At 40.3% G+C, this 19931-nt stretch carries 17 protein-coding genes and 2 pseudogenes; 7 read left to right on the top strand and 12 right to left on the bottom strand.

Going from position 1 to position 19931, the window contains the following annotated elements; translation table 11 throughout:
- Positions 1 to 456: 456 nt before the first annotated feature.
- Positions 457 to 1161 (top strand): annotated as a pseudogene (locus tag ASL11_RS34075) (helix-turn-helix transcriptional regulator); the annotation flags it as partial.
- Between the two features lie 143 nt (positions 1162 to 1304).
- Here ASL11_RS34075 and ASL11_RS34070 read toward each other — a convergent pair.
- From ASL11_RS34070 to ASL11_RS34050, 5 genes are all read right to left on the bottom strand, one after another.
- Positions 1305 to 1718, bottom strand: a complete 414-nt coding sequence (locus tag ASL11_RS34070; protein ID WP_056625430.1) for a DUF5412 domain-containing protein — start codon at positions 1716 to 1718, stop codon at positions 1305 to 1307.
- Between the two features lie 107 nt (positions 1719 to 1825).
- The gene (locus ASL11_RS34065; RefSeq protein ID WP_056625426.1) at positions 1826 to 2467 is read right to left on the bottom strand and encodes an S-layer homology domain-containing protein; all 642 of its coding nucleotides are present in this window, start codon (positions 2465 to 2467) and stop codon (positions 1826 to 1828) included.
- A 207-nt stretch (positions 2468 to 2674) separates the two neighbouring features.
- Positions 2675 to 3595 carry a hypothetical protein gene (locus tag ASL11_RS34060; RefSeq protein WP_056625423.1) on the bottom strand — a complete coding sequence of 307 codons (921 nt, stop codon included), beginning with the start codon at positions 3593 to 3595 and terminating at the stop codon, positions 2675 to 2677.
- Between the two features lie 30 nt (positions 3596 to 3625).
- Positions 3626 to 4303, bottom strand: coding sequence for a DUF7002 family protein (locus ASL11_RS34055; RefSeq protein WP_056625420.1), 678 nt, complete (start codon positions 4301 to 4303; stop codon positions 3626 to 3628).
- 228 nt (positions 4304 to 4531) lie between these two features.
- The gene (locus ASL11_RS34050) at positions 4532 to 5515 is read right to left on the bottom strand and encodes an SLAC1 anion channel family protein (protein ID WP_056625417.1); all 984 of its coding nucleotides are present in this window, start codon (positions 5513 to 5515) and stop codon (positions 4532 to 4534) included.
- 341 nt (positions 5516 to 5856) lie between these two features.
- On the opposite strand from ASL11_RS34050, the gene ASL11_RS34045 reads away from it, so the two are divergent.
- Positions 5857 to 6768 carry a LysR family transcriptional regulator gene (locus ASL11_RS34045; RefSeq protein ID WP_056625414.1) on the top strand — a complete coding sequence of 304 codons (912 nt, stop codon included), beginning with the start codon at positions 5857 to 5859 and terminating at the stop codon, positions 6766 to 6768.
- A gap of 50 nt (positions 6769 to 6818) precedes the next feature.
- Here ASL11_RS34045 and ASL11_RS34040 read toward each other — a convergent pair whose 3' ends face one another.
- From ASL11_RS34040 to ASL11_RS37775, 4 genes and pseudogenes are all read right to left on the bottom strand, one after another.
- Positions 6819 to 7028, bottom strand: a complete 210-nt coding sequence (locus ASL11_RS34040; protein WP_056625411.1) for a hypothetical protein — start codon at positions 7026 to 7028, stop codon at positions 6819 to 6821.
- 204 nt (positions 7029 to 7232) lie between these two features.
- Positions 7233 to 9464, bottom strand: coding sequence for an alpha-galactosidase (locus tag ASL11_RS34035; protein ID WP_056625408.1), 2232 nt, complete (start codon positions 9462 to 9464; stop codon positions 7233 to 7235).
- A gap of 250 nt (positions 9465 to 9714) precedes the next feature.
- Positions 9715 to 10116, bottom strand: coding sequence for a hypothetical protein (locus ASL11_RS34030; RefSeq protein ID WP_056625406.1), 402 nt, complete (start codon positions 10114 to 10116; stop codon positions 9715 to 9717).
- Between the two features lie 11 nt (positions 10117 to 10127).
- Positions 10128 to 11430 (bottom strand): annotated as a pseudogene (locus ASL11_RS37775) (putative bifunctional diguanylate cyclase/phosphodiesterase).
- Between the two features lie 647 nt (positions 11431 to 12077).
- Here ASL11_RS37775 and pdxR point away from each other — a divergent pair.
- Both pdxR and ASL11_RS35530 read left to right on the top strand, forming a co-directional pair.
- Positions 12078 to 13514 (top strand): MocR-like pyridoxine biosynthesis transcription factor PdxR, encoded by a 1437-nt coding sequence (pdxR, locus tag ASL11_RS34015; RefSeq protein WP_056625397.1) that lies wholly within the window; start codon positions 12078 to 12080, stop codon positions 13512 to 13514.
- Positions 13515 to 13679: 165 nt separating this feature from the next.
- Entirely contained in the window at positions 13680 to 14714 is a 1035-nt protein-coding gene (locus tag ASL11_RS35530; protein ID WP_063795771.1) for an S-layer homology domain-containing protein, read from the top strand.
- Positions 14715 to 14763: 49 nt separating this feature from the next.
- On the opposite strand, the gene aroC is transcribed toward ASL11_RS35530, so the two are convergent.
- Together aroC and aroA are read right to left on the bottom strand one after the other, a co-directional pair.
- Positions 14764 to 15819: a chorismate synthase gene (aroC, locus tag ASL11_RS34005; protein ID WP_056625393.1), complete on the bottom strand. Its 1056-nt coding sequence runs from the start codon at positions 15817 to 15819 to the stop codon at positions 14764 to 14766.
- Between the two features lie 19 nt (positions 15820 to 15838).
- Entirely contained in the window at positions 15839 to 17185 is a 1347-nt protein-coding gene (gene aroA, locus ASL11_RS34000; RefSeq protein WP_056625389.1) for a 3-phosphoshikimate 1-carboxyvinyltransferase, read from the bottom strand.
- 105 nt (positions 17186 to 17290) lie between these two features.
- Between aroA and ASL11_RS33995 the strand changes: the two genes are divergently transcribed.
- Both ASL11_RS33995 and ASL11_RS33990 read left to right on the top strand, forming a co-directional pair.
- Positions 17291 to 18169 carry a LysR family transcriptional regulator gene (locus ASL11_RS33995; RefSeq protein ID WP_056625385.1) on the top strand — a complete coding sequence of 293 codons (879 nt, stop codon included), beginning with the start codon at positions 17291 to 17293 and terminating at the stop codon, positions 18167 to 18169.
- A 78-nt stretch (positions 18170 to 18247) separates the two neighbouring features.
- Positions 18248 to 18727: a hypothetical protein gene (locus tag ASL11_RS33990; RefSeq protein WP_056625381.1), complete on the top strand. Its 480-nt coding sequence runs from the start codon at positions 18248 to 18250 to the stop codon at positions 18725 to 18727.
- A gap of 75 nt (positions 18728 to 18802) precedes the next feature.
- Here ASL11_RS33990 and ASL11_RS33985 read toward each other — a convergent pair whose 3' ends face one another.
- Positions 18803 to 19021, bottom strand: coding sequence for a hypothetical protein (locus ASL11_RS33985; RefSeq protein ID WP_056625377.1), 219 nt, complete (start codon positions 19019 to 19021; stop codon positions 18803 to 18805).
- A 306-nt stretch (positions 19022 to 19327) separates the two neighbouring features.
- On the opposite strand from ASL11_RS33985, the gene ASL11_RS33980 reads away from it, so the two are divergent.
- Positions 19328 to 19885, top strand: coding sequence for an NADPH-dependent FMN reductase (locus ASL11_RS33980; RefSeq protein ID WP_056625375.1), 558 nt, complete (start codon positions 19328 to 19330; stop codon positions 19883 to 19885).
- Positions 19886 to 19931 lie beyond the last annotated feature (46 nt).

Raw genomic sequence — 19931 nt, 5'->3', positions numbered from 1 at the left:
CGAAAATATCTAAATACCCTAGCTTTATTTGCTCTATATTCTTAACCCAAGAAGTAACTTTGTATGAGAAAAATAAACCTGTTATTCCTAGAACACTCAAAAATGCAGAAATAATGTTAATAATAAAGAATGCTTTCTTGCTAATTTTCAAATTTAAACCTCCATTCTTATTAATGTAATTGTTATAATATTCATTTTATATTCTATATATTGGAAATTCAACGAACTTATTTTACCTATTCTTTAAAATTATTGACCTAATTTTTTTACGAAATATAACAAAAAAGAGGCAGATTCAATTGATCCGCCCTTTCATTTATTAATCTATAGAAGTACCGTTACCCTGTAGTTGAAGACGGAACCTCCTCTCAATCTTGAAGTATAAAGTAACATCGACTTCGTATCGCAACTTTTTATGCACAAGTAAGTTCCTTAATTCCTTACATAATTCAATGATTAGAGACAGGTGAGGCCATCTTTATCAATAAGAGCGTTCTGCACATTGTTACGCACCTTAGTCATGACGGTGAATACGTGAGCCTTAATTTTCCGGAGAAACTGCTCGCCTTTTACTCAGATAGTGCAATGGAAAGGAACCATGTCCTTCCTTACACCAATTCATACTTACTATCATTGGAAATCAAAGGTGACGCGGAGTGGCAAAAGATAATCCTGCAAACTCTATGGGAGATGAAGAAGAAATTTGAACGTAAAGAATCATGGCGATGGCAGTATGAGATTTCCATCCATACGGTTCAGCTATGGCTAATTCTAATCTCCAATATTTCGTTATCTTCAGAGGAATCCTCTAAACATAACAGACTCCAGCAAGAGAGATTACAACTGATGGTTAGCTTTATCCACCAAAACTATAAAAACCCTATTAATTTGAAGGAAATTGCTGACGTAGCCCATTTGAGCGTTTCGGAATGCGCTCGCAGCTTCAAAAAAAGTATCCATATGACTCCTTACGATTACTTGGTTAAGTATCGGATTAAAAAGAGCTGCGAGTTGTTAGAAACGACGGTGTATACAATAACCGAAATAGCCCGAATAGTGGGTTTCAATCACGTCAACCACTTTATCCAGTCCTTTAAAAAGCATCGCGATATTACACCTAAGGAATACCGAAAAATTCGAAATGAACAGACACCTTCATAAAACCACTGACCATAACTGTCTTGCTTCTAGAACTATCCTTCCCGTTACTTCAACTGACAACGGCAGCCAATCGTGTGCCGGCTGCCGTCATGTCGTGATTGAACTATAGTTACCCATTAGCGGAATTCCGTGAATAAGAAAATTCACTCTCTCCTAAAATCGAATTTCTCATTTGGCAATCTTAAAACATGACCATTAATTTTAACATTATCATCGTCAATCCATACGATATATGCGCTCTCTTCTCTATAATTCCAATATATATTCTTTTTCTTCTTAGCGCTTTTGTTGGCAATAAGTTCTGCTCTTACAGCAAAGTCAGTCGTTGCCCCTCCACTTGAAACATACGCATTAATTGTATATTTGCCGTTTGGAGAGTTTGATTGTTCAATTAATTCACCTGTCGGGAGCCGATTCATGTCAAAGAAAGCCCAGTAAATCCCATAACAAATTAAACTAATGAACAGCAATCCAATTGAAAGCAAAAATTTTAGTACATATTTTTTGGTTCTCTTAATTTCATAAGTAATGTTTTGGTCATCGTTTAAATGTTCCATATTCCTCCACTAATAATGACCTATTTTTAATTTTCTTAAAGTATAACTTCATTTTACTATTGCGCAGAAAAAGGCGATTTAATCTGGCTCTTCTAAATTGGGGACACTTAATATTCTATCGTTAAGTCATCCAAACCGAGTAAAACCATTTGCCGAGAAATTGGAACTGAGCCATTATAAAATCCGTCTGAACGTAGATAAGGAAACAATTTCAAAGCCAAAGCCACATATCCTTTTGCATAATGGGATATTGTTTCATCGTTTCCTCCTTGCGTTTGTTTTGCTTCTGCATCTTTTCCAAGACCACGTACCATAAAAACAGCAAATTGCTCTTTTGTCACCTCACCACTAGGGTTGAACCTATCTATCGCTATACCCTCGATAACACCTGCTTGGCGAAGTGCTTCTATATAGGGTAGCGTATATCCAATTACTGGGTCATCTGCCTTTACATCGTTGAAGCTTGAAGTTTTCAATGTGCTATTTATTTCTACACCTACTGCAAGAGCAACGATCTTCGCGAACTCCGAACGGGTTATTGTTTCATTTAGACCGAACCATTCCTCTGAGACCCCCTGTATAAAACCTGCAGATAACCATTTGTCTACTTTAGCTTTTGTCGGAACATCCATATCGTTAAGATCTTTGAAATCTGCAGATGTTTTCGCATCAGCAGCATGGATCCCAGTGTTAGCTATTATTATTGAGAGTACAATATACAAGCAAATCAAAAGTGATTTTCTTTGCATTTTAATCTACACCCTTCCAATTTTATGTCTTATATCATTATTTATTTGTGATGAGACGATATCCATTAACTTCTTGCCCATATTAACAAATAATCCCAGATAATTAGACGCTTCAAATACATTATTAGTTGCGCACTACTCCTCCCAATTTGAATGCGCCTGATTGAAAGCCAAAAAATCCGCTTATTAGCGGATTTTCGATTTATTTTAGCTGCGCAGTTGTTGTATCGCTTGTTTATTTCTTAATTGACGGTAAGCTGCTGACATACACATCAAAGCACCTGTAGTGACAAAGACACCTACTGGAAAACCCCAGCTCCCCCATGCTGGAACGATCAGCGGCATTAACGAGACACCGAATGCAACAGGTACAGGTGTTTTAAACAACATACAGAGAATGAGTGTTATCAGTACATTGATTACACCAACCCAAACGATTGAACCGGGCAATAGATGATAGACGCCAACCGCAAGAAGAGCTGTCGATGTCAATACCGCTAACCGAGGTGGAATCAATTTCCAACTAAATTTCTCTGTATGAAACACCTCGAATATGAGGGCAAATACAGGTGGAACCACGATAACTTCTACATTTGTTGCGAATGCCAGTCCGATCCAAAGACATAAAATGATGCTAATGATAACCGTATCCGTTATTTTCCGAAAATTTAGCGGACCACTTGGCGTTAAGTTTTCTGGTTTCCTCAATTTAAAAGCGGCTAACATTATCACAAAAGTAAACACAGCAGTCGTAATCGCAAAAACATAGTCATGCAAACCTAAAAAGATCGGCAGCAAGGCAGCTGGAATTGTTGGTCCAAAATTGACGCGAAATAGGTGCATGAGAACGACTATAATGACAAAACCTAACCAAAGTTTGGACAAAGGCGTTATGGACAACCCGTTCAAGGAAGTTCCCAGGAATGCAGCTATTGTCGGAGAAAGCCACAGATGAAGGGGATTCTTCACCCAATGTGGAACTGGAAATACCATCACACCCATGGCCATACCAGCAATTTCTGGGAAGAGAATATCCTTTTGTTGTAGACATACTGAACATATAAGCATGAGAATAACTAACACGTATCCCGATAGAAAACCTCTCGATTTTAACGTATTCCAAATCATTTCTTTAGCCCTCCCTTTCGAGCCCTCTATTTAAAATCCTTGTAAAGATTGCGTATGCTTCCTCCAATTTTCATTTATCAAGCTTCGACTATCACAATACACAGTTTGTAAATAGCGGGTCACATTCGTTACTTTCCCTTCTACAAGGACCTCGCGTATCTCAGATGGTTTTGAAGGTACATCATTTCGCTGTACAATCTCAAATTGATCTATTGGTAAAAACATTTGCAAACTTTTTTTATATGAAGTGCGAGCTGGATAGCGTGGTGAGCTTCCCGAATCGTACTTTGTTAGCTTTATCATGTCATAAAAATCAGTCATCAGTGATTGAGCATCTAATTGAAGGATAGCGAAAGCTTCATTTGGTTCTCTTTTTGAGTAAATCGCCAGCATTTTCTGACAATCTAGTTGCGTCGGCCAAAAAAATACGTGCTTATCCACATATTTATGAAATTCCAGATGAGTGGTGGTTGCATCCATCACCTGATCGGAAATCTTTAAATGCGCGTTTGCTACAAAAAGATGTCCATGAAATTGAATTTCTCTCCTCGCTTCCCTCCTTTCATCTGATAAATGTGGATTTACTTGATTACAAGAATACAAAGCATCCACATGTGATATGGAAGGCAAATTTCGTGCCCTCGTAAAGTGAAATAATGACTTCCTCTTTGAGCTGTTTGTTATTTTTTTTACAATGGAATCGTTCATAACTGGATACCTCTCGGCCCTCATTTTGTGCACAATTTAATTATAGTAAATCAATATGTATGCGATCAATATCACGTTTTCTATCGTAATGATGCTTCATTTCTATAACAGGATCCGTTTCTATAATAAAGAATAGTCCAAAGATTTATTGAAAATCATTGGACTGTTAATAGTATCTGAAGAATAGATCTCTATTATCCGACAGTCTTGCTGCCTTTAAAATTGTGATCACCCTTTAAGCAGACTCCCATTAAATAGCGCCTTTATTGTTCGAACAAAGAGAACGACCAGAACGATGTTCATCAAGACAAGAATGATCGCAGCAATGGTAATTAGCGGCCAGGAATGTACAAACATCGCATATTGCAAAGCAGCATTGCTGAGTGCAGCCAATGGAAAGCTTACCCCCCACCAGGAAGCGCCAAACGGAATTGACTTTTTAAATACTTTGAAGAACAAGACAATGAACAAAAACAATCCAAAGTAAAACAAAATCGATGCAAACTGATCAATTCTATGCTCAAAATTAATATAGCCAAGAAATCCAACCTCAAACGGCCCAATCATGATAAGCATAGAAGGCGTTAATCCAGCATGCATTGGAGTATGATGTATCAATCTGGATAGGATCATGGTAAGGAAAACTAAAGCCACAATTCCGCCGATCGCTAGAGAAAGTAGATTAATTTCATGCGCCCATGCAAACGGCATACTCCCACCTGCAACCGCAATATCAAGGGTCCCAACCCCAGGAATAAGCCAAGCAGGTACCGCATGACCATGTTCGTGATTCCCGTCTAACAAGCGTGTAACGATGATAAAACTAAGCGCTAACGTCGTTACAGTTCCGATGATCCAGAGCACTTGACCAGTCAGTCCACTGTAAGTCCCAACTACGGAAGATAGCAAAAGAATGGCAATCGTGATCGTACCAAAGAAATTTCCTATGATGGGATGTTTAAATTCATCTTTGACTTTTTGAGGGTATAGAATCCACTTAGAAATATATCCTAAGCTTAATACGATAAACATGAGCACCGCGGCAATTCCAATGATATCAGCGAGTACAAGTGAAGTACCGAATAGCTTGCTTGCTTGTCTCAAAGCCAATGACAGACCTGAAATTCCCATAACCGACGCAAATAGATTAACGGGTAAAAATTGTACAGAGCCAATGCTTTTTTGTTTGGGTACGGCAGTTATGGTTTGCATGTATGATGGTCACTACTTTCTATCATTTTTTTGTGTATATGTTCAAATTCAAAAGGATTTCGATTTACCTTAACTCATTTTGTCTCCTTCCTAATTTACCTATTAAAAGGTAGTTGTTTTAGCGACTTAAGTATCATTATTGAATAATTGATGAAAAGTATCAATACTTGATATTCTATCGTTATCATTAATAATATGGATGATTGACTCCACTTCATTTCTACATAATAAGCGGAAGTTTATGATAAAGTATACGTTTAAGGGGATTGATACAACGCATTTACTTTTCGCGAAATACATACTACTAATTTCAATATCAATTTAAAAGTGAGGTATATCCTATGGAGTTTCGACAGCTGGAATATTTTATAGCCATTTGTGAAGAGTTGCATTTTACAAGGGCTTCAGAGAAGCTGGGCATGAGTCAGCCGACGCTGAGTCATCAAATTAAATCGCTAGAGGATGAGTTAGGGGTTCCATTATTTGATCGTATTGGTAAAAAGATTGCAATTACCGAAGCGGGTAAAATTTTATTAAATGAGTGCAAAGTGATTTTTTCTTCTTTAAATAACGTCAAAGTACAAATTTTGGAGCTTCAGAAGGTTAATCGCGGAACTTTATCCATTGGTGCACTTCCAGGCGAGTTAACTCAGCTTGTTTCGTCTTTATTACTCGACTTTCATCATATTTATCCTGAGGTACAAATTAAAATTCTAAATCTAGACGATATTGTGGAGCGAGTCATACAGAATCAAATTGATCTGGCTATCACCATTTTTCCTGTTGAAGATGAACGCATTCGTAAAATTCCATTGTACAAAGAAGATATCTATTTGGCAGTTTCTAGAGACCACATTTTAGCCGACCGTGAAAGCATTAACTTTGACGAAATCAGCAGTTACCCGCTCATCCTTTTCCCCCAATCCCATAAATGCCGTCAAATTATAGATCTACACAGCAGCGTCTGTGGCAAAAATATGGAGCCGATCATCGAGACAACGGCGATTGAAACGATTATTGGCCTTGTAAAATCGGGTGCTGGCGTGACCGCGCTATCCAGAACTTACTTGAATATGTACAACGATGAACAATTAACAGCTATTAAAATCGTGAACCCAACGCTGCAAAGGGAAATTGGTATCATCCATCATAAAGATAAGTATTTAAGCCAGGCTGCCCGGTTATTTATCGACTTATTATCACATCATATTGTTAAATTGAAGTTGGCAGAAGAAAGTACGATACTGGCTTAGTCGTGGTTCACAATTACATAGAAAAAAGGAGCCGTTAGACGGCTCCTTACCTATTTAGTAAAAATAGAGGTTTGTGGCGCAGGCGAAACAATAAACGAACATTTTTTACGTGAATACCATTCGTCACCCACTTTGACCTCATTTTCATCCCATGCGTCAATCATCCCCCATCCAACAACTCTTTCGTCCTTCATGACCATGATAAATTGCCCAAATAAAATAGCATTATCTAATTCAATGTCATACTTAACTGTTTCCATCACTTTTCCACCTTCCTAAATGAAATATGAACTCCTTCATATCATGTTTAGCTAGAATGGCTAACGTGCTCGAATCACTCTTTCTTAATGGTCACTCGCTTCTGCTTCTTACAGCCTCATTATTGAATAATTGATGAAAATTATCAATATTCGATTTTCTATTGTTATCATTAATGAATTGAATCAATATACGAAAAAGCCCGACTAGTAGTCGGACTTTTCATCGACAGCCATTAAACGAAAAATCAAGCTTTGGTAATCCCCCTTGAGTGCCGGGAGAATATACCCAACTCGCTCGAGATAATCTCCACCATAGAGGTTCCCTTCATCTAATTTCTCGATTTGTTCCCCAGATAGAACGAAGTAGTCATTCCTTTCGTCTAGCCCTTTAAGTCGAAGTCTTTTGATCGGACCTGCGACAGCGGCCTGTATCTGAAAGTAGAACACAACCGCTTCCCTTCGATCCACTGTTACAAACATCCATGCAGCTTCTCCTGACTCAAAAGGGTTCAACAGTCGGTAGAAATCACCAAATTGCACGATACCCCTAATTTCTTTATAGAAAGCCACTTGTTCGCCAATCGCAGACTTCTCATCTGCAGACAGTTTCGTTAAATCGAGTTGATAACCGAACGAACCTGACATGGCCACATAGCCACGGGTTTGAAGTGGAGATGTCCTGCCAATTTGATGATTAGGAACCGCTGATACGTTCGCGCCCATCGTCACAGGCGGATAGATCAGACTTGTGCCATATTGGATTTGCAGGCGACTCACCGCGTCTGAATTATCGCTCGCCCACGTTTGCGGCATGTAATATAGCATACCTGGATCGAATCGACCACCGCCACCTGCACAACTTTCGAATAAAATATCAGGAAACTTGGCTGTTATTCGTTCGAGCGCTTGATACACACCAAGCATGTACCGATGAGCTGTCTCCCTCTGGCGTTCCTTCGGCAGTACTTGCGAGCCTATCTCTGTTAAATTTCGGTTGAGATCCCATTTCACATAGGCGATCGCTGCACTTTCTAACACATTACAGACGGACTCTACGACGTAATCGACTACGTCATTGCGAGACATATCGAGTACCAGTTGGCTTCTGCTTTCCGTCCGCCGCCGTCCTGGAACATGTAAGCACCAGTCGGGGTGTTTACGATACAAGTCACTATCTGGTGACACCATCTCCGGTTCGAACCAAAGTCCTAGCTTCATACCATGCCTCGCAATGCGCTCAGCCAAATCATTTAGCCCATCTGGTAGTTTACTCACATCAACAACCCAATCACCAAGTGAGGTATTATCGTCATTGCGTTTACCGAACCAACCATCATCAAGTACGAACAGCTCCATACCAAGCTTCGAACCTTCCTTCGCGATGTGCTCCAGCTTATCGGCATCGAAATCGAAATAGGTGGCCTCCCAGTTGTTGATCAGGATAGGTCGCTCCTTGTCGCGGTAAGCGCCACGGCACAATCTGTCACGATAGAGACGGTGATAAATACGGGACATTCCGCCCAACCCCTGATCAGAGAACACAAGTACCGCTTCAGGCGTCTGGAAGGATTCCCCCGGCTCTAACAGCCAACTGAAATCAAAAGGATTAACACCCATTTGTATTCTTGTAGTAAAAAACTGGTCCACTTCCGCATGCACGAAGAAGCTGCCACTATAGACAAGACTAAATCCGTATACTTCGCCATGATCTTCATCCGTTCCCTTGGACAAAAGGGCAATGAAAGGGTTCTGCTGATGTCCGCTCACGCCGCGTCTACTCTCCACCGTGTGTCCCCCTGGCGTGAGTGAACGTCGGTATATGGCTCTTTCTCGAAGATGAGCGCCTGATAAATGCAAGAAATCAAATTCAGAATGAGGCATATCAATGCTCATCGATAATACACGCTGAAGATTTAACGGTTCACTGCCGTTAAGAACAAAACGTGCCGAACGTGTAATCACATTATAAGATTCATATACGCTATAAGTAAGAAACACAGACAAACCGATCAATGAATCGTATAGCTCTATCTCAAGCGTCTGTGCTTCTGCCTCTGATTCCACATAAGTGGCAGGCAATCCCACTAAACTGGGTTTTCCATTGACAATCCGATGAGAACGGTATTTCAAATCCAGTACGGATGTGCCATTCGCAAGCATAACTTCATAAGCTGGCGTACGGAAATCACCAGCGCCGTAGCCAGGAAATTCCTGAGGCATCGTATCTGGTGAGAATGCAGGTTCTGTCGGATCAGGACGAGGCGATACGGTACTTCTGGCGCGAAGTTCTAAATTCCGATGTAGGTAGTCTGAGCGCACGCTTTTTCCCCAATACGTGTGAGCGAGTAATCCCCATTTGGTAACTTGGAACGCATAACTCGTTCGTGTAGTTTGGAGATGGAATAATTGCTGAACTTCATCGTACTGAATTGGCATGCGGACACCTCTCTAATAGTCAATCTGTTTCATCTTTTATGACGCTAACTTAACCAAAATACCACTTTCCCCTAAAGAAAAGTAGGTTAAAATTGTGAGAAAATGGGTCTTTTCTTAGGGTGACTCACAAAAATTATAGATTGAAAACCTTCCTTATCCAATGAAAAGGAAAATAGGGACCGCCGACTGTTGAGCAGTCAGACGAACCCTATTAAGTTTCTATTAGCGTAGAGGGTTTTCTTTGGGATCCCTACATGAAATCAAGTCGATGAAATAAAGAATTTCGGTCAGGGTAATCATAACGAATCGGCAAATCCTGTTTGGTTATCGAAATCAATCCATATTTCTCAAAAAAATGCAGTGACCTTTTTGTGATTGAAGGCGTGTCCAAGAAAATGGTTGTAGCTCCTTGTTGCCATGCATACTCAAAAATGACATCAAATAATTCTTGTCCAAAAGGGAACTCATTCCCACGATTTTCAATATATATAAAAAACTTTTTGATAGGAAAGATATCATGTGTGTTTATCTGCTCCATGGTGTTTTCCCATTTATTCTCTTTCAGGGAAATGAACTCCTGATGATGAAAAGATAATTTGAGCTCAACAATTTCCTCAAAATAACGATTTTTCAACAGCCTTAAACTACACATGTAACTTTCCCTCATTCGTTCAATATGTATTCAATATCCGACGCTCCAAGTGGCTTACTGTATAGGTAACCTTGCGCTTGATGACATCCACTGTTCAACAACCAAGTATGCTGTTCATGTGTTTCCACTCCCTCAGCGATGACCTTAAGCTTTAATTTTCGAGCCAATGAGATAATCATCTTAGTTAAGGCTTTATCCTGAGGTAAATCTTTGATGAAACTTCTATCTATTTTTAAGGCATCCAATTTAAAGGTTTTGAGATATTGCAATGAAGAATAACCGGTTCCAAAGTCATCAATGGATAGAAAAACACCCATTTCCTTAATCACTTTCAAGGCATCGACGATAGGTTGTTCATCCTTCATTAACGCACTTTCTGTAATCTCAATTTCGATGAATGTAGGTTTAATCTCGTTCTCTCTAAGGATTTCCTTCATTTTATTCACGAAAGAAGCTTGAAGAAACTGCTTCGCAGACACGTTAATAGCAACTCTAACCGGTGGTAGACCTTTTTGTTGCCATTGTTTAATTTGCCTGCAAGCGTATGACCCATTCACCTAAAGGCACAATAAATCCAGTTTCTTCTGCTAGCGAAATAAATTCCATCGGTCCAACAATCCCTTGATCTGGATGGTTCCATCGCACCAGCGCTTCAAGACTTTTAATTTCACCGCTATCTAGTTCCACTCTTGGTTGATACTCTAAGAAAAACTGTTGATCAGCAAGAGCTTTCACAAATTGTGATTTAAACACAAACCGTTTATATTCGCCTTCATCAAAGGATGATTGATAAATAACAAATTGATTTCTGCCCTCCTGCTTTGCATGATACATTGCTTTATCAGCTTTTTTCATAAGCATGCTCGCAGTCATACCATGATCTGGAAATATACTTATACCAGCGCTCATCGTTACTCTTATTTCATGCTTGTCAAGCCATACCGGCTCTTTAAACGCTTCAATAATTCGCTCTGCCACACCGACCATTTGACCACTTGAATGAATCCCTTCTAAAATGACTGTAAATTCATCACCGCCTAAGCGAGCGACTGTGCCAAATTGGCCTACACATGTTTTAATTCGTTGGGCTATCTGAACGAGCAAACGATCTCCAGCTTCATGGCCGAGTGAATCATTAATCCATTTGAAGTGGTCTAAGTCAATAAACATCAGTTCTAGTTTAATGTCCTGTTTATGATGTTTTTGGATCATAGTTGTTAATTTTTCTTTGAAATATCTCCTGTTTCGTAAACCTGTTAAAGAATCGTGATAAACTAACGCTAATAATTTCTTTTTCTCCTCGTTACGTTTGATTGCATAAGCTTTCAGTTCTCTTAAAATCTCTATAATCTCTAATTGTTCATGCTGATTTATCTTGACTTGTTTCGAAGACAGTAAGGAATGACTGCGCTTGTTCGGAATTGTAATGGCTCGTTTTGTCTTATCGATTGCTCTTAATATCGTAGATAGAGACTCACCGGATGCGAATAGCGGATAAGATGTCGGTTTTTATTTGAAGGATTTTATTCCTTGAATTTATTTCACTAATTGATCGTGAATTCATTGTTCTCATCTGTGAAACTCCTCATGGCGTTCAAAATTACATCCGATATTTAAATGACAAGGCACACAATCCTCATCATAACTAGAATTGATCACGATGTAACCATCCACTCATCAAGAAAAAAAACCATCCAAGTTTACCCAAGAAACCTATTTATTATTGCACTTCATTTTAATAACTTAATAATAAAATTTTACTTAATAAGCATACACAAGCGAATAACATATATGATATGATACTTAAAAATTACAAAGAACTGTTGCCAAGTGTGAGAAAAATAGTAGAAAATGACAAGCCTATCTATGGAAAGCTGGGTGTTTTTTTGTATTTTATCGTTGCTCATTTAGCGTAACTTCAAATAGTTATGACAAAAATTTGATAAAAGTTGGTATATTTTATGTGGAAGCCGGATCGATCAAGCAAAACGCCGATTTATCAACAAATTGCAGATTACATGGAACACCGCATAGCATTTGGAGAGTTCCCTCCTGGTAGTACGCTTCCTTCCGAACGAAAATTGGCCGCCGTACTGCGCGTTAACCGAAGTACTGTAGTTGCTGCATACGAAGAACTTCGTGCTACTGGCATACTTGTAAGTAGTAAGGGCAACGGTACCATTGTTTCCAACCTGAATGAGGAGAACTCGACTAACCAAACTCCTAACTGGAAAGAGTATGTAGAAGGAGGAAATTTCCTCCCCAATCAACCATTCGTACGGCGTATTCGCGAAGAATTACTACACAAAAAGGGGCTTATCGACTTTGCAAGTGGCCAGCTGTCACCGGATCTATATCCGCAGGAAATCATCCGTGAACTTTTACAAAAGCGGCCCTTTCATGAACAACTCGGTTACGATAACCCACAGGGGTGCGCACAACTTAGAGAAACGCTTGTTTCATTTCTTGCACAGCATCTTCACATTCATACGACGGACTCATCTATATTAATTTCATCTGGTTCCCAGCAATCTTTATATTTAATTTTACAGTGTTTATTAAATCCCGGAGACGCCGTTGCGATTGAAGACCCTTCATACTGTTATTCGTTGCCCATGTTTCAATCGGCTGGTCTTCGTTTATTCCGATTATCCACGGATGAACACGGGATAAATCCAGAAGAAGTTATGGCGTTATATCGCAAGCACAAAATTCGCATGTTATTTGTAAACCCTAATTTTCAAAATCCAACGGGCAGTGTAATGCCATTAGACCGAAAAATTCGGTTGCTTGAAATTGCATCGGAACTTGGCATACCAATAGTTGAAGATGACACCTTTACATTAACTGCTTTCGATGGTCATCCACCTCCTACTTTGAAATCATTAGATAAAAATAACAATGTCTTATATATCGGATCTCTTTCCAAAACGGCTACTTCTGGCTTACGAATTGGTTGGTTAATTGCTCCACAATCCGTCATTTGTCGGTTATCCGATGCCAGACAGCAGATGGATTTCGGCCTGAGCAGTATTCCGCAGTGGGTTGCCAATCATTTTGTCAAGGAAGGTCATCTGGATAATCACATTCCCTTCTTGCGAACAGAATTAGCAAAGAAGAGAAATGAACTCATGCGAGGACTAACAGATATCATGGGTGATACCATTTCGTATTCCGTACCTCAAGGCGGGCTTACGCTTTGGTGTAGAATCAATCGTGAAGTTGATGAGTTTAAATGGCTCGAAGAGTCCACCAAGAGAGGCGTTATCTTTGTTCCGGGAACTGTTTATGGGTCCAAAAAAGGATGGATCCGCTTAAGCTTTGCAAGGCCATTATTTCATGAAATTATTCCAGGCATTCAACAACTCCACGCTGCTTTAGAAATGTGCAGTAATTAATCACTCAAAGGGTCGCAAATTTGCGGCCTTTTTAATATGTATTCACTTCCACAAATCAACCTACCTTTTAAATGATAGTAACTTATTTAAGAGTAGGTGCAACCTTTTTATCAACAGTGCCGTTTAATTTTCTGAAACACAAAAAACCATATGAGGTGAAATAAAATGAAAAAAACAATCAAAACCTTCACACTAACTGCAGCAACTGCATTGCTATCCCTATCTTTAGTCGGCCAAAGCTTTGCGGCTACTAGCTCCTTCACTGACCTCAACAACATTGCATCAAAAGATAAAATTGTATCCCTACAGCAAAGTGGTATTGTCAGTGGAATGACTTCTACGTTATTTGCGCCACAAGAAAAAATGACAGCAGCCCAATCCGCACAACTTCTAGTGAATGCACTAGGACTTAATTTAGATTTGGTCAATTTCGTGAAAGAGCCGAAAGCGAATGATTATTTTGCGAATGCATCCAATGACGCTTGGTACGCGCAAGCACTTATCGTTGCGGCGGTCAACAATATTGAACTTCCCAAAGATCTAAATCCTACCAAGAAATTAACACGTGAAGAGTTCACACATCAGCTCGTTCGAGCAATCGAAATTAGTAAGAACCTCCCTTTGATTAATCCGGTTGTTGTCGACATCAAAGATAGCGATCAAATCACAGTTGATTATTCCGGATCTATCCAACGTGGACTTAAATACGGGATTATTAAACTGAATACGGATGGCAAATTCAATCCAAAAGATGAAATTACGCGTGCTGACGCTGCAGAGGAAGTATATAATGCGTTAGATTACCTGAAAACTCATCAAGCGCCAGTCACAAGCAAAGAGCCTATCTCAGCAACGCAAGGTGTACAGTTGATCACGGATGCACTTGGCAAATTGGGTACAGATATCAAAATTAAGATAGATCCAGATGCCAAAGTGACGCGTGAATCTTTCACTTATCTTCTCGTTCACACGTTTCAAACCAGTGAGAAATTACCGATGATTAAGTTAAATCCAGTCGATATCAAAGATAATGACAAGATCGACTTATCGAATGTTGGCGCCATCCAAACCGCGCTTGCTTTAGATATTGTCGAGCTTAATGAAGACGGTACATTCCATCCGCAAGATGGACTTACCCTTGCAGAGGCAACAGAAATTGCCAATCAAGCGGTAAAAGCTGCTGAGGGGTTAAAGAAGTAAATGTAAAAAAGCAGACCCATTCTCGAATGGGTCTGCTTTACTTTCCTATTTATCCAAGATTAGCTGCTTGTCGTTTATACAAATCTTCCAATACTAAGCACGCCATCGCTTCAACCACAGGTACGATTCGCGGGCAAATACATGGATCATGACGACCTATCGTTCGAATTTCTTGTTCCTCACCGTTTACGTTTAACGTCTTCTGGGCAACAGAAATCGAAGAAGTCGGCTTCACGCTAATTCGGAATATAATTTCTTGTCCCGTACTAATCCCACCTAGAATTCCACCGGAATGGTTACTGAGAAATCCGTCACTGTCCATTTCATCATTATGCTCACTACCTAGCATGGAAGCAGCAGAGAACCCTGCACCAAATTCTATCCCCTTCACAGCTCCGATAGATAGCATTGCTTTCGCCAATTCAGCATCCAATTTATCAAATACTGGCTCTCCAAGACCAGGCATAACCCCACGAATCCGGCATTCTACGATGCCTCCACAACTATCACCAAGCGAAGCTAGCTGCTCAATTTTTTCAATCATTTTGGCTCCAGCAATCGGATCACAGGCACGTACCGCATTGCTTTCAATCGCATCTTCATCGAAGGTTTGACATCGAATTCCACCGATTTCAAGGGTATAGGCCAACACTCGTACACCTCTATGTTCAAGCAGCTTACGAGCAATTGCACCACCTGCTACCCTGCCTGCTGTTTCTCTTCCAGAAGCTCGCCCACTTCCGCGATGATCACGGATTCCGTATTTCTGCAGATATGTGAAATCCGCATGGCCTGGTCGAAAAGAATTCTGGATATCATTGTAAGCCTCCGGCTTCATATCTTGATTATAGAGATTAACAAAAAGTGGCGTACCTGTCGTTTTCCCTTCGAAAACACCCGATAAGATATGAATGATATCATATTCTTTACGTGGAGAGGTCACCGAGGATTGGCCGGGCTTTCTTCGATCCATCTGTTTCTGAATATAGGCTTCATCAATCTCGATGCCTGGCGTTACACCATCCACAATGACGCCTACCGCGGCTCCATGTGATTCTCCGAAAGTTGTAATTTTGAAAATTTCACCGAATGTATTCCCTGCCATATGATTGTAAGCCTCCTAATTAGTAAGTAACTTCTACACCTAACGTAGTCAATTGTTCAAAATAACCTGGACATGTCTTGGATACACACCCTGGATCGGCAATACGGATATTTTCAACCCTTAGGCCGATTAAAGACAATGCCATCGCCATACGATGATCGTCATGCGAATCTACCAAAGCAGCCAACGGTAGCCCAGGATAGATCGTTAAACCATCCTCATGTTCCTCAACACGGATGCCAAGCTTGCCGAGTTCACTACACATTGCAGCAATACGATCGCATTCATGATGTCGAATATGAGCCGCATCGGTAAGCGTAATAGGTCCATCCGCAAAAGGAGCCATAGCAGCTATCGTCAACGTCTGATCAGACCATTTCTTCATACTCAGCGTAAAACCACCTTTGAGCTGCTTTGTGCCCTGAACTTCAACAAAGTTCTCGCCGCGTTGAACGTTGCACCCCATACGCTCCAGTACATCTAACATTTCTATATCAGGCTGACTCGTGCTCCATGCGTCAATACCTTCAATCCGTACACAGCCTGATGTTAATGCAGCGAGGGCCCAGAAATAACAACAGGTAGAGACATCTGACTCAAGTTGCAATGTCTGCGCTTGATAGGTCCCTGAAGGAACCTTAATCGATTGTACGTCCTCAGAAACCTGCGGTTTGATACCAAAAGCACTCATCATATCCATAGTCAGTTGTACATAATCTCGTTGCACAATTTCACCTTCGATCTGGATGGTTAATGGGGCTTGTGTATAGGGAGCTGCTAATAAAACTCCACTTATAAATTGGCTGGACATTGATCCAGGTAGCTTCACGATTCCACCTTTGAGTCCAGCAGCATTCAATTCGTAAGGCAATCGATGTTCAGCCTCCAAATAATTGAACGAAGCTCCTTGCGCTGAAAGTGCCGAAATTAATGGTGCAAGTGGCCGCTCACTTAATCGTTTACTCCCTTTTATCGTCCATTTCCCTCGCCCGATAGCCAATGCTGCTGGCAAGAACCGTGCAACCGTACCAGCTGCCCCCATGTATAGCTCTCCAGATGAATTTGGCCAATTTCCCCCGCAGCCATCCACATTAGCCGTTTCTCCATCGATGATGACTGACACTCCTAATTTGGTTAATGCTTGTATACACCAGTACGAATCATCGCTTTTCAAAATGCCATTTAACTGTGATTTCCCTTCAGCTAGTGCGGCAATCAGTAACGCTCGGTTTGTTAGACTTTTACTCCCCGGTACTCGGATGGTTCCTGACACGATCGATTTAGGAGGACTAATACGTACTTCCGAAATCCCCTTATTCGTCGTCCACGGAGAACGCGCTTCCCAATCTGGTTGATGTATCGCCATATTCGCCACCTCTTTGTGTTTTTGCTATAAGCCAATTATAATGAGTTATATGAAATAAATGAAATTAGAATATATACAACTTGTCATAGAGGTGATCTATATCAAATGATCAATTTAGAATGGTATCGTATTTTTTTACATACGGCCAAATGCCGGAATTTAACGAAAGCTGCGCAAGAACTTCATATAACGCAACCGTCCGTGAGCTATGCCATTAAGCAAATGGAAGAGGCGGTTGGGCTTAAATTATTTCATCGTCTATCGAAAGGTGTTGAGCTCACAGAAGAAGGACGTACGCTCTTTGACTATGTGGAACAATCCTTTGCTATGCTGGATTCGGGAAAGAAGCATCTGCTCAATCTGAAGCAATTACATCAAGGTGAGATTCGGATCGGGGCAAGTGATTCGTTGATTAAGCACCTTCTGTTACCACAGTTGAATGCGTATCATAAGCAATATCCTGGAATACGGATTCGGTTATCACATGGAAAAACAGGCGAGATTACGAAGCGTTTAAAGGAAGGTGATATTGACTGTGCCATCGTTCATTTACCAATCGAAGATTCGGATTTAACGATTCACACGTTAGCGACGTTGGAGGATTGTTTCGTGGTTGGGGAAGATTTCCGAGAATGGACGAACCGTTCCATCTCTACGAAGGAACTCGCGGAGCTACCTCTTATCTTCTTATCGCCAGGGAGCAGTACTAGAGTGTCTATAGAAAAATGGTTTGCAGCACAAGGATTCGCGGTGAATCCAGATATTGAATTAGGAAATATTGATCTTTTAGCGGAGTTCGCGAGACTAGGTTACGGGGTTGCCTTCATAAGCCGATCATTTGTACAGGATGAGCTTCGATCAGGCACTCTCTTTGAGCTCACCTTGGAGGAACCACTACCACCGCGCAGCATCGGGTTAGCTGTTCGTCGGGATATGAAATTATCCGTAGCCGCCGAAGGATTTGTCAAGATTCTGCATATGTAGTTGGACGTAAATGAACGATATTCCTTATTAATACGTCTATATTTAAGAAAGAAATTTAACTGTTTAAGGAGTACATGAATGAAAAATTTTCTCACATCACGATTAAACTGGACTAGAATTAGCGAACAACTGGAGTCTTATTGGGAAGCGAATGTGCATAAATGGAAAAAACGCTTAAATCCATTGACGAACAAAATTGGATTTGGCATCTACTTTTATAAAAACATGACCTTAAATCTCAATCGTTTGAATAAAGAGATCTTACAAATTGCTGAGGATCATATCCACCTTGGACTTTTCAAGAAACCCGAGTTCCCCAGTTTTATCTCCGTTGTTGATGGTATTCATGCATCCACGATGGTTATGAAACTACCCAATCATATCACGAAGCAAATCACGACTATGGTTAAATCGCTCCCAGGTTTCAAATCCTTACAAGCCATTGCTAATGAGTACGGGTACAAATGTGAGCTCCATTACAATCAAGGGAAAGCATTTTTCGGATCGTTGCAGATTCACTTTATCAAAATCAACACGTTTCCAATGATGCCAGCTTGAATCCTAACTTCCTCCCAATACTGCGTCAAAACAAAAAAATCTCCTACCAATGGAGATTTTTTTGTTTATTTGCGTTTATTCAATTGTATATCGAATAAAGGCTAGCAACGCTAATAAGCCTGCTGCAATCGAGATGACGTAGAGAGAAGTAAGCCTTACCCACTTCGTGCCTGTTTTCTGAAAATAGGATTGATCCCCTTCACGATTTTTACGAGAAAAACCGATGATGAATGTCGACAATAAGCCAAATAATAAAATAACGGAAAATATCACAAAGTAAATGGATGTATTCATAAGAAAAGCGACCACCCTTCTTTTGTCTATTCTAAATATCTTTTACTAAATTATATAGGAACTTGTATGATAAATCATATACATCCTCTTTCATGTTCATACAAATTTCAAAAAGTATCTGTTATTTATGATGCGAAAATGTCACTTCTAGAATAAAAGTAAACTTAACTTATATTATGTAAACAAATATCACTTCTTATTGATCTCTTACGGGAAACATTTGTTATAACTGTATTTTCAATTGCACAAGATTCCATTCAACCGTTATGCTACTTGTAAATACTTTATCTTTTGGAGGCCATAACGATGTTGAAAATCGGAATTATTCTCGGCAGCACTCGCCCAGGACGTAGAGGCGAAGTCGTCGCTCAGTGGGTACATGAAGTTGCAAGTAAACGCACCGATGCATTATTCGAGATCGTCGATCTGGCAGATTTTAATTTGCCACTTTATGACGAACCTCATCCACCTATGATGATGAAATATACGAAAGAACATACCATTGCTTGGTCGAATGCAATTCAAGGTTACGATGGTTATATCTTCGTGACACCAGAGTATAATCATGCCGTACCCGCGGCGCTGAAGAATGCGCTAGATTTCCTATTCAATGAATGGAAAGATAAAGCCGCTGGGATCGTCAGCTATGGTGGAGGTACAGGTGGAGCGCGTGCAGCGGAGAACCTAAGACTCATCTTGAGTGAGTTGCATATAGCTAGTGTACGTGCACAGGTAACTTTGTCCCTCTTTACTGATTTTGAGAATTTCACGGTGCTCAAGCCCAATCCGCGTCAGGAGACCGCTGCGAACACCATGTTTGATCAAGTCATTGCTTGGAGTGGCGCATTGAAAACATTGCGTTAATTCCTACTTTATATCTACATGCATGTGATAACAAGCTGATTTAGGG

It is taken from the genome of Paenibacillus sp. Soil750 (assembly GCF_001428045.1).
GTDB lineage: Bacteria > Bacillota > Bacilli > Paenibacillales > NBRC-103111 > Paenibacillus_E > Paenibacillus_E allorhizoplanae.
The sequence above is the reverse complement of the archived record's forward strand: the minus strand, read 5'-3'. Positions and strand labels throughout refer to the sequence as shown.

Excerpts from the sequence above, each read along its gene's own strand:
- ASL11_RS34070 (WP_056625430.1), bottom strand. The coding sequence starts at position 1,718 with ATGGAACATTTAAACGATGACCAAAACATTACTTATGAAATTAAGAGA.
- ASL11_RS34065 (WP_056625426.1), bottom strand. The coding sequence starts at position 2,467 with ATGCAAAGAAAATCACTTTTGATTTGCTTGTATATTGTACTCTCAATA.
- ASL11_RS34060 (WP_056625423.1), bottom strand. The coding sequence starts at position 3,595 with ATGATTTGGAATACGTTAAAATCGAGAGGTTTTCTATCGGGATACGTG.
- ASL11_RS34055 (WP_056625420.1), bottom strand. The coding sequence starts at position 4,303 with ATGAACGATTCCATTGTAAAAAAAATAACAAACAGCTCAAAGAGGAAG.
- ASL11_RS34050 (WP_056625417.1), bottom strand. The coding sequence starts at position 5,515 with ATGCAAACCATAACTGCCGTACCCAAACAAAAAAGCATTGGCTCTGTA.
- ASL11_RS34045 (WP_056625414.1), top strand. The coding sequence starts at position 5,857 with ATGGAGTTTCGACAGCTGGAATATTTTATAGCCATTTGTGAAGAGTTG.
- ASL11_RS34040 (WP_056625411.1), bottom strand. The coding sequence starts at position 7,028 with ATGGAAACAGTTAAGTATGACATTGAATTAGATAATGCTATTTTATTT.
- ASL11_RS34035 (WP_056625408.1), bottom strand. The coding sequence starts at position 9,464 with ATGCCAATTCAGTACGATGAAGTTCAGCAATTATTCCATCTCCAAACT.
- ASL11_RS34030 (WP_056625406.1), bottom strand. The coding sequence starts at position 10,116 with ATGTGTAGTTTAAGGCTGTTGAAAAATCGTTATTTTGAGGAAATTGTT.
- pdxR (WP_056625397.1), top strand. The coding sequence starts at position 12,078 with ATGTGGAAGCCGGATCGATCAAGCAAAACGCCGATTTATCAACAAATT.
- ASL11_RS35530 (WP_063795771.1), top strand. The coding sequence starts at position 13,680 with ATGAAAAAAACAATCAAAACCTTCACACTAACTGCAGCAACTGCATTG.
- aroC (WP_056625393.1), bottom strand. The coding sequence starts at position 15,819 with ATGGCAGGGAATACATTCGGTGAAATTTTCAAAATTACAACTTTCGGA.
- aroA (WP_056625389.1), bottom strand. The coding sequence starts at position 17,185 with ATGGCGATACATCAACCAGATTGGGAAGCGCGTTCTCCGTGGACGACG.
- ASL11_RS33995 (WP_056625385.1), top strand. The coding sequence starts at position 17,291 with ATGATCAATTTAGAATGGTATCGTATTTTTTTACATACGGCCAAATGC.
- ASL11_RS33990 (WP_056625381.1), top strand. The coding sequence starts at position 18,248 with ATGAAAAATTTTCTCACATCACGATTAAACTGGACTAGAATTAGCGAA.
- ASL11_RS33985 (WP_056625377.1), bottom strand. The coding sequence starts at position 19,021 with ATGAATACATCCATTTACTTTGTGATATTTTCCGTTATTTTATTATTT.
- ASL11_RS33980 (WP_056625375.1), top strand. The coding sequence starts at position 19,328 with ATGTTGAAAATCGGAATTATTCTCGGCAGCACTCGCCCAGGACGTAGA.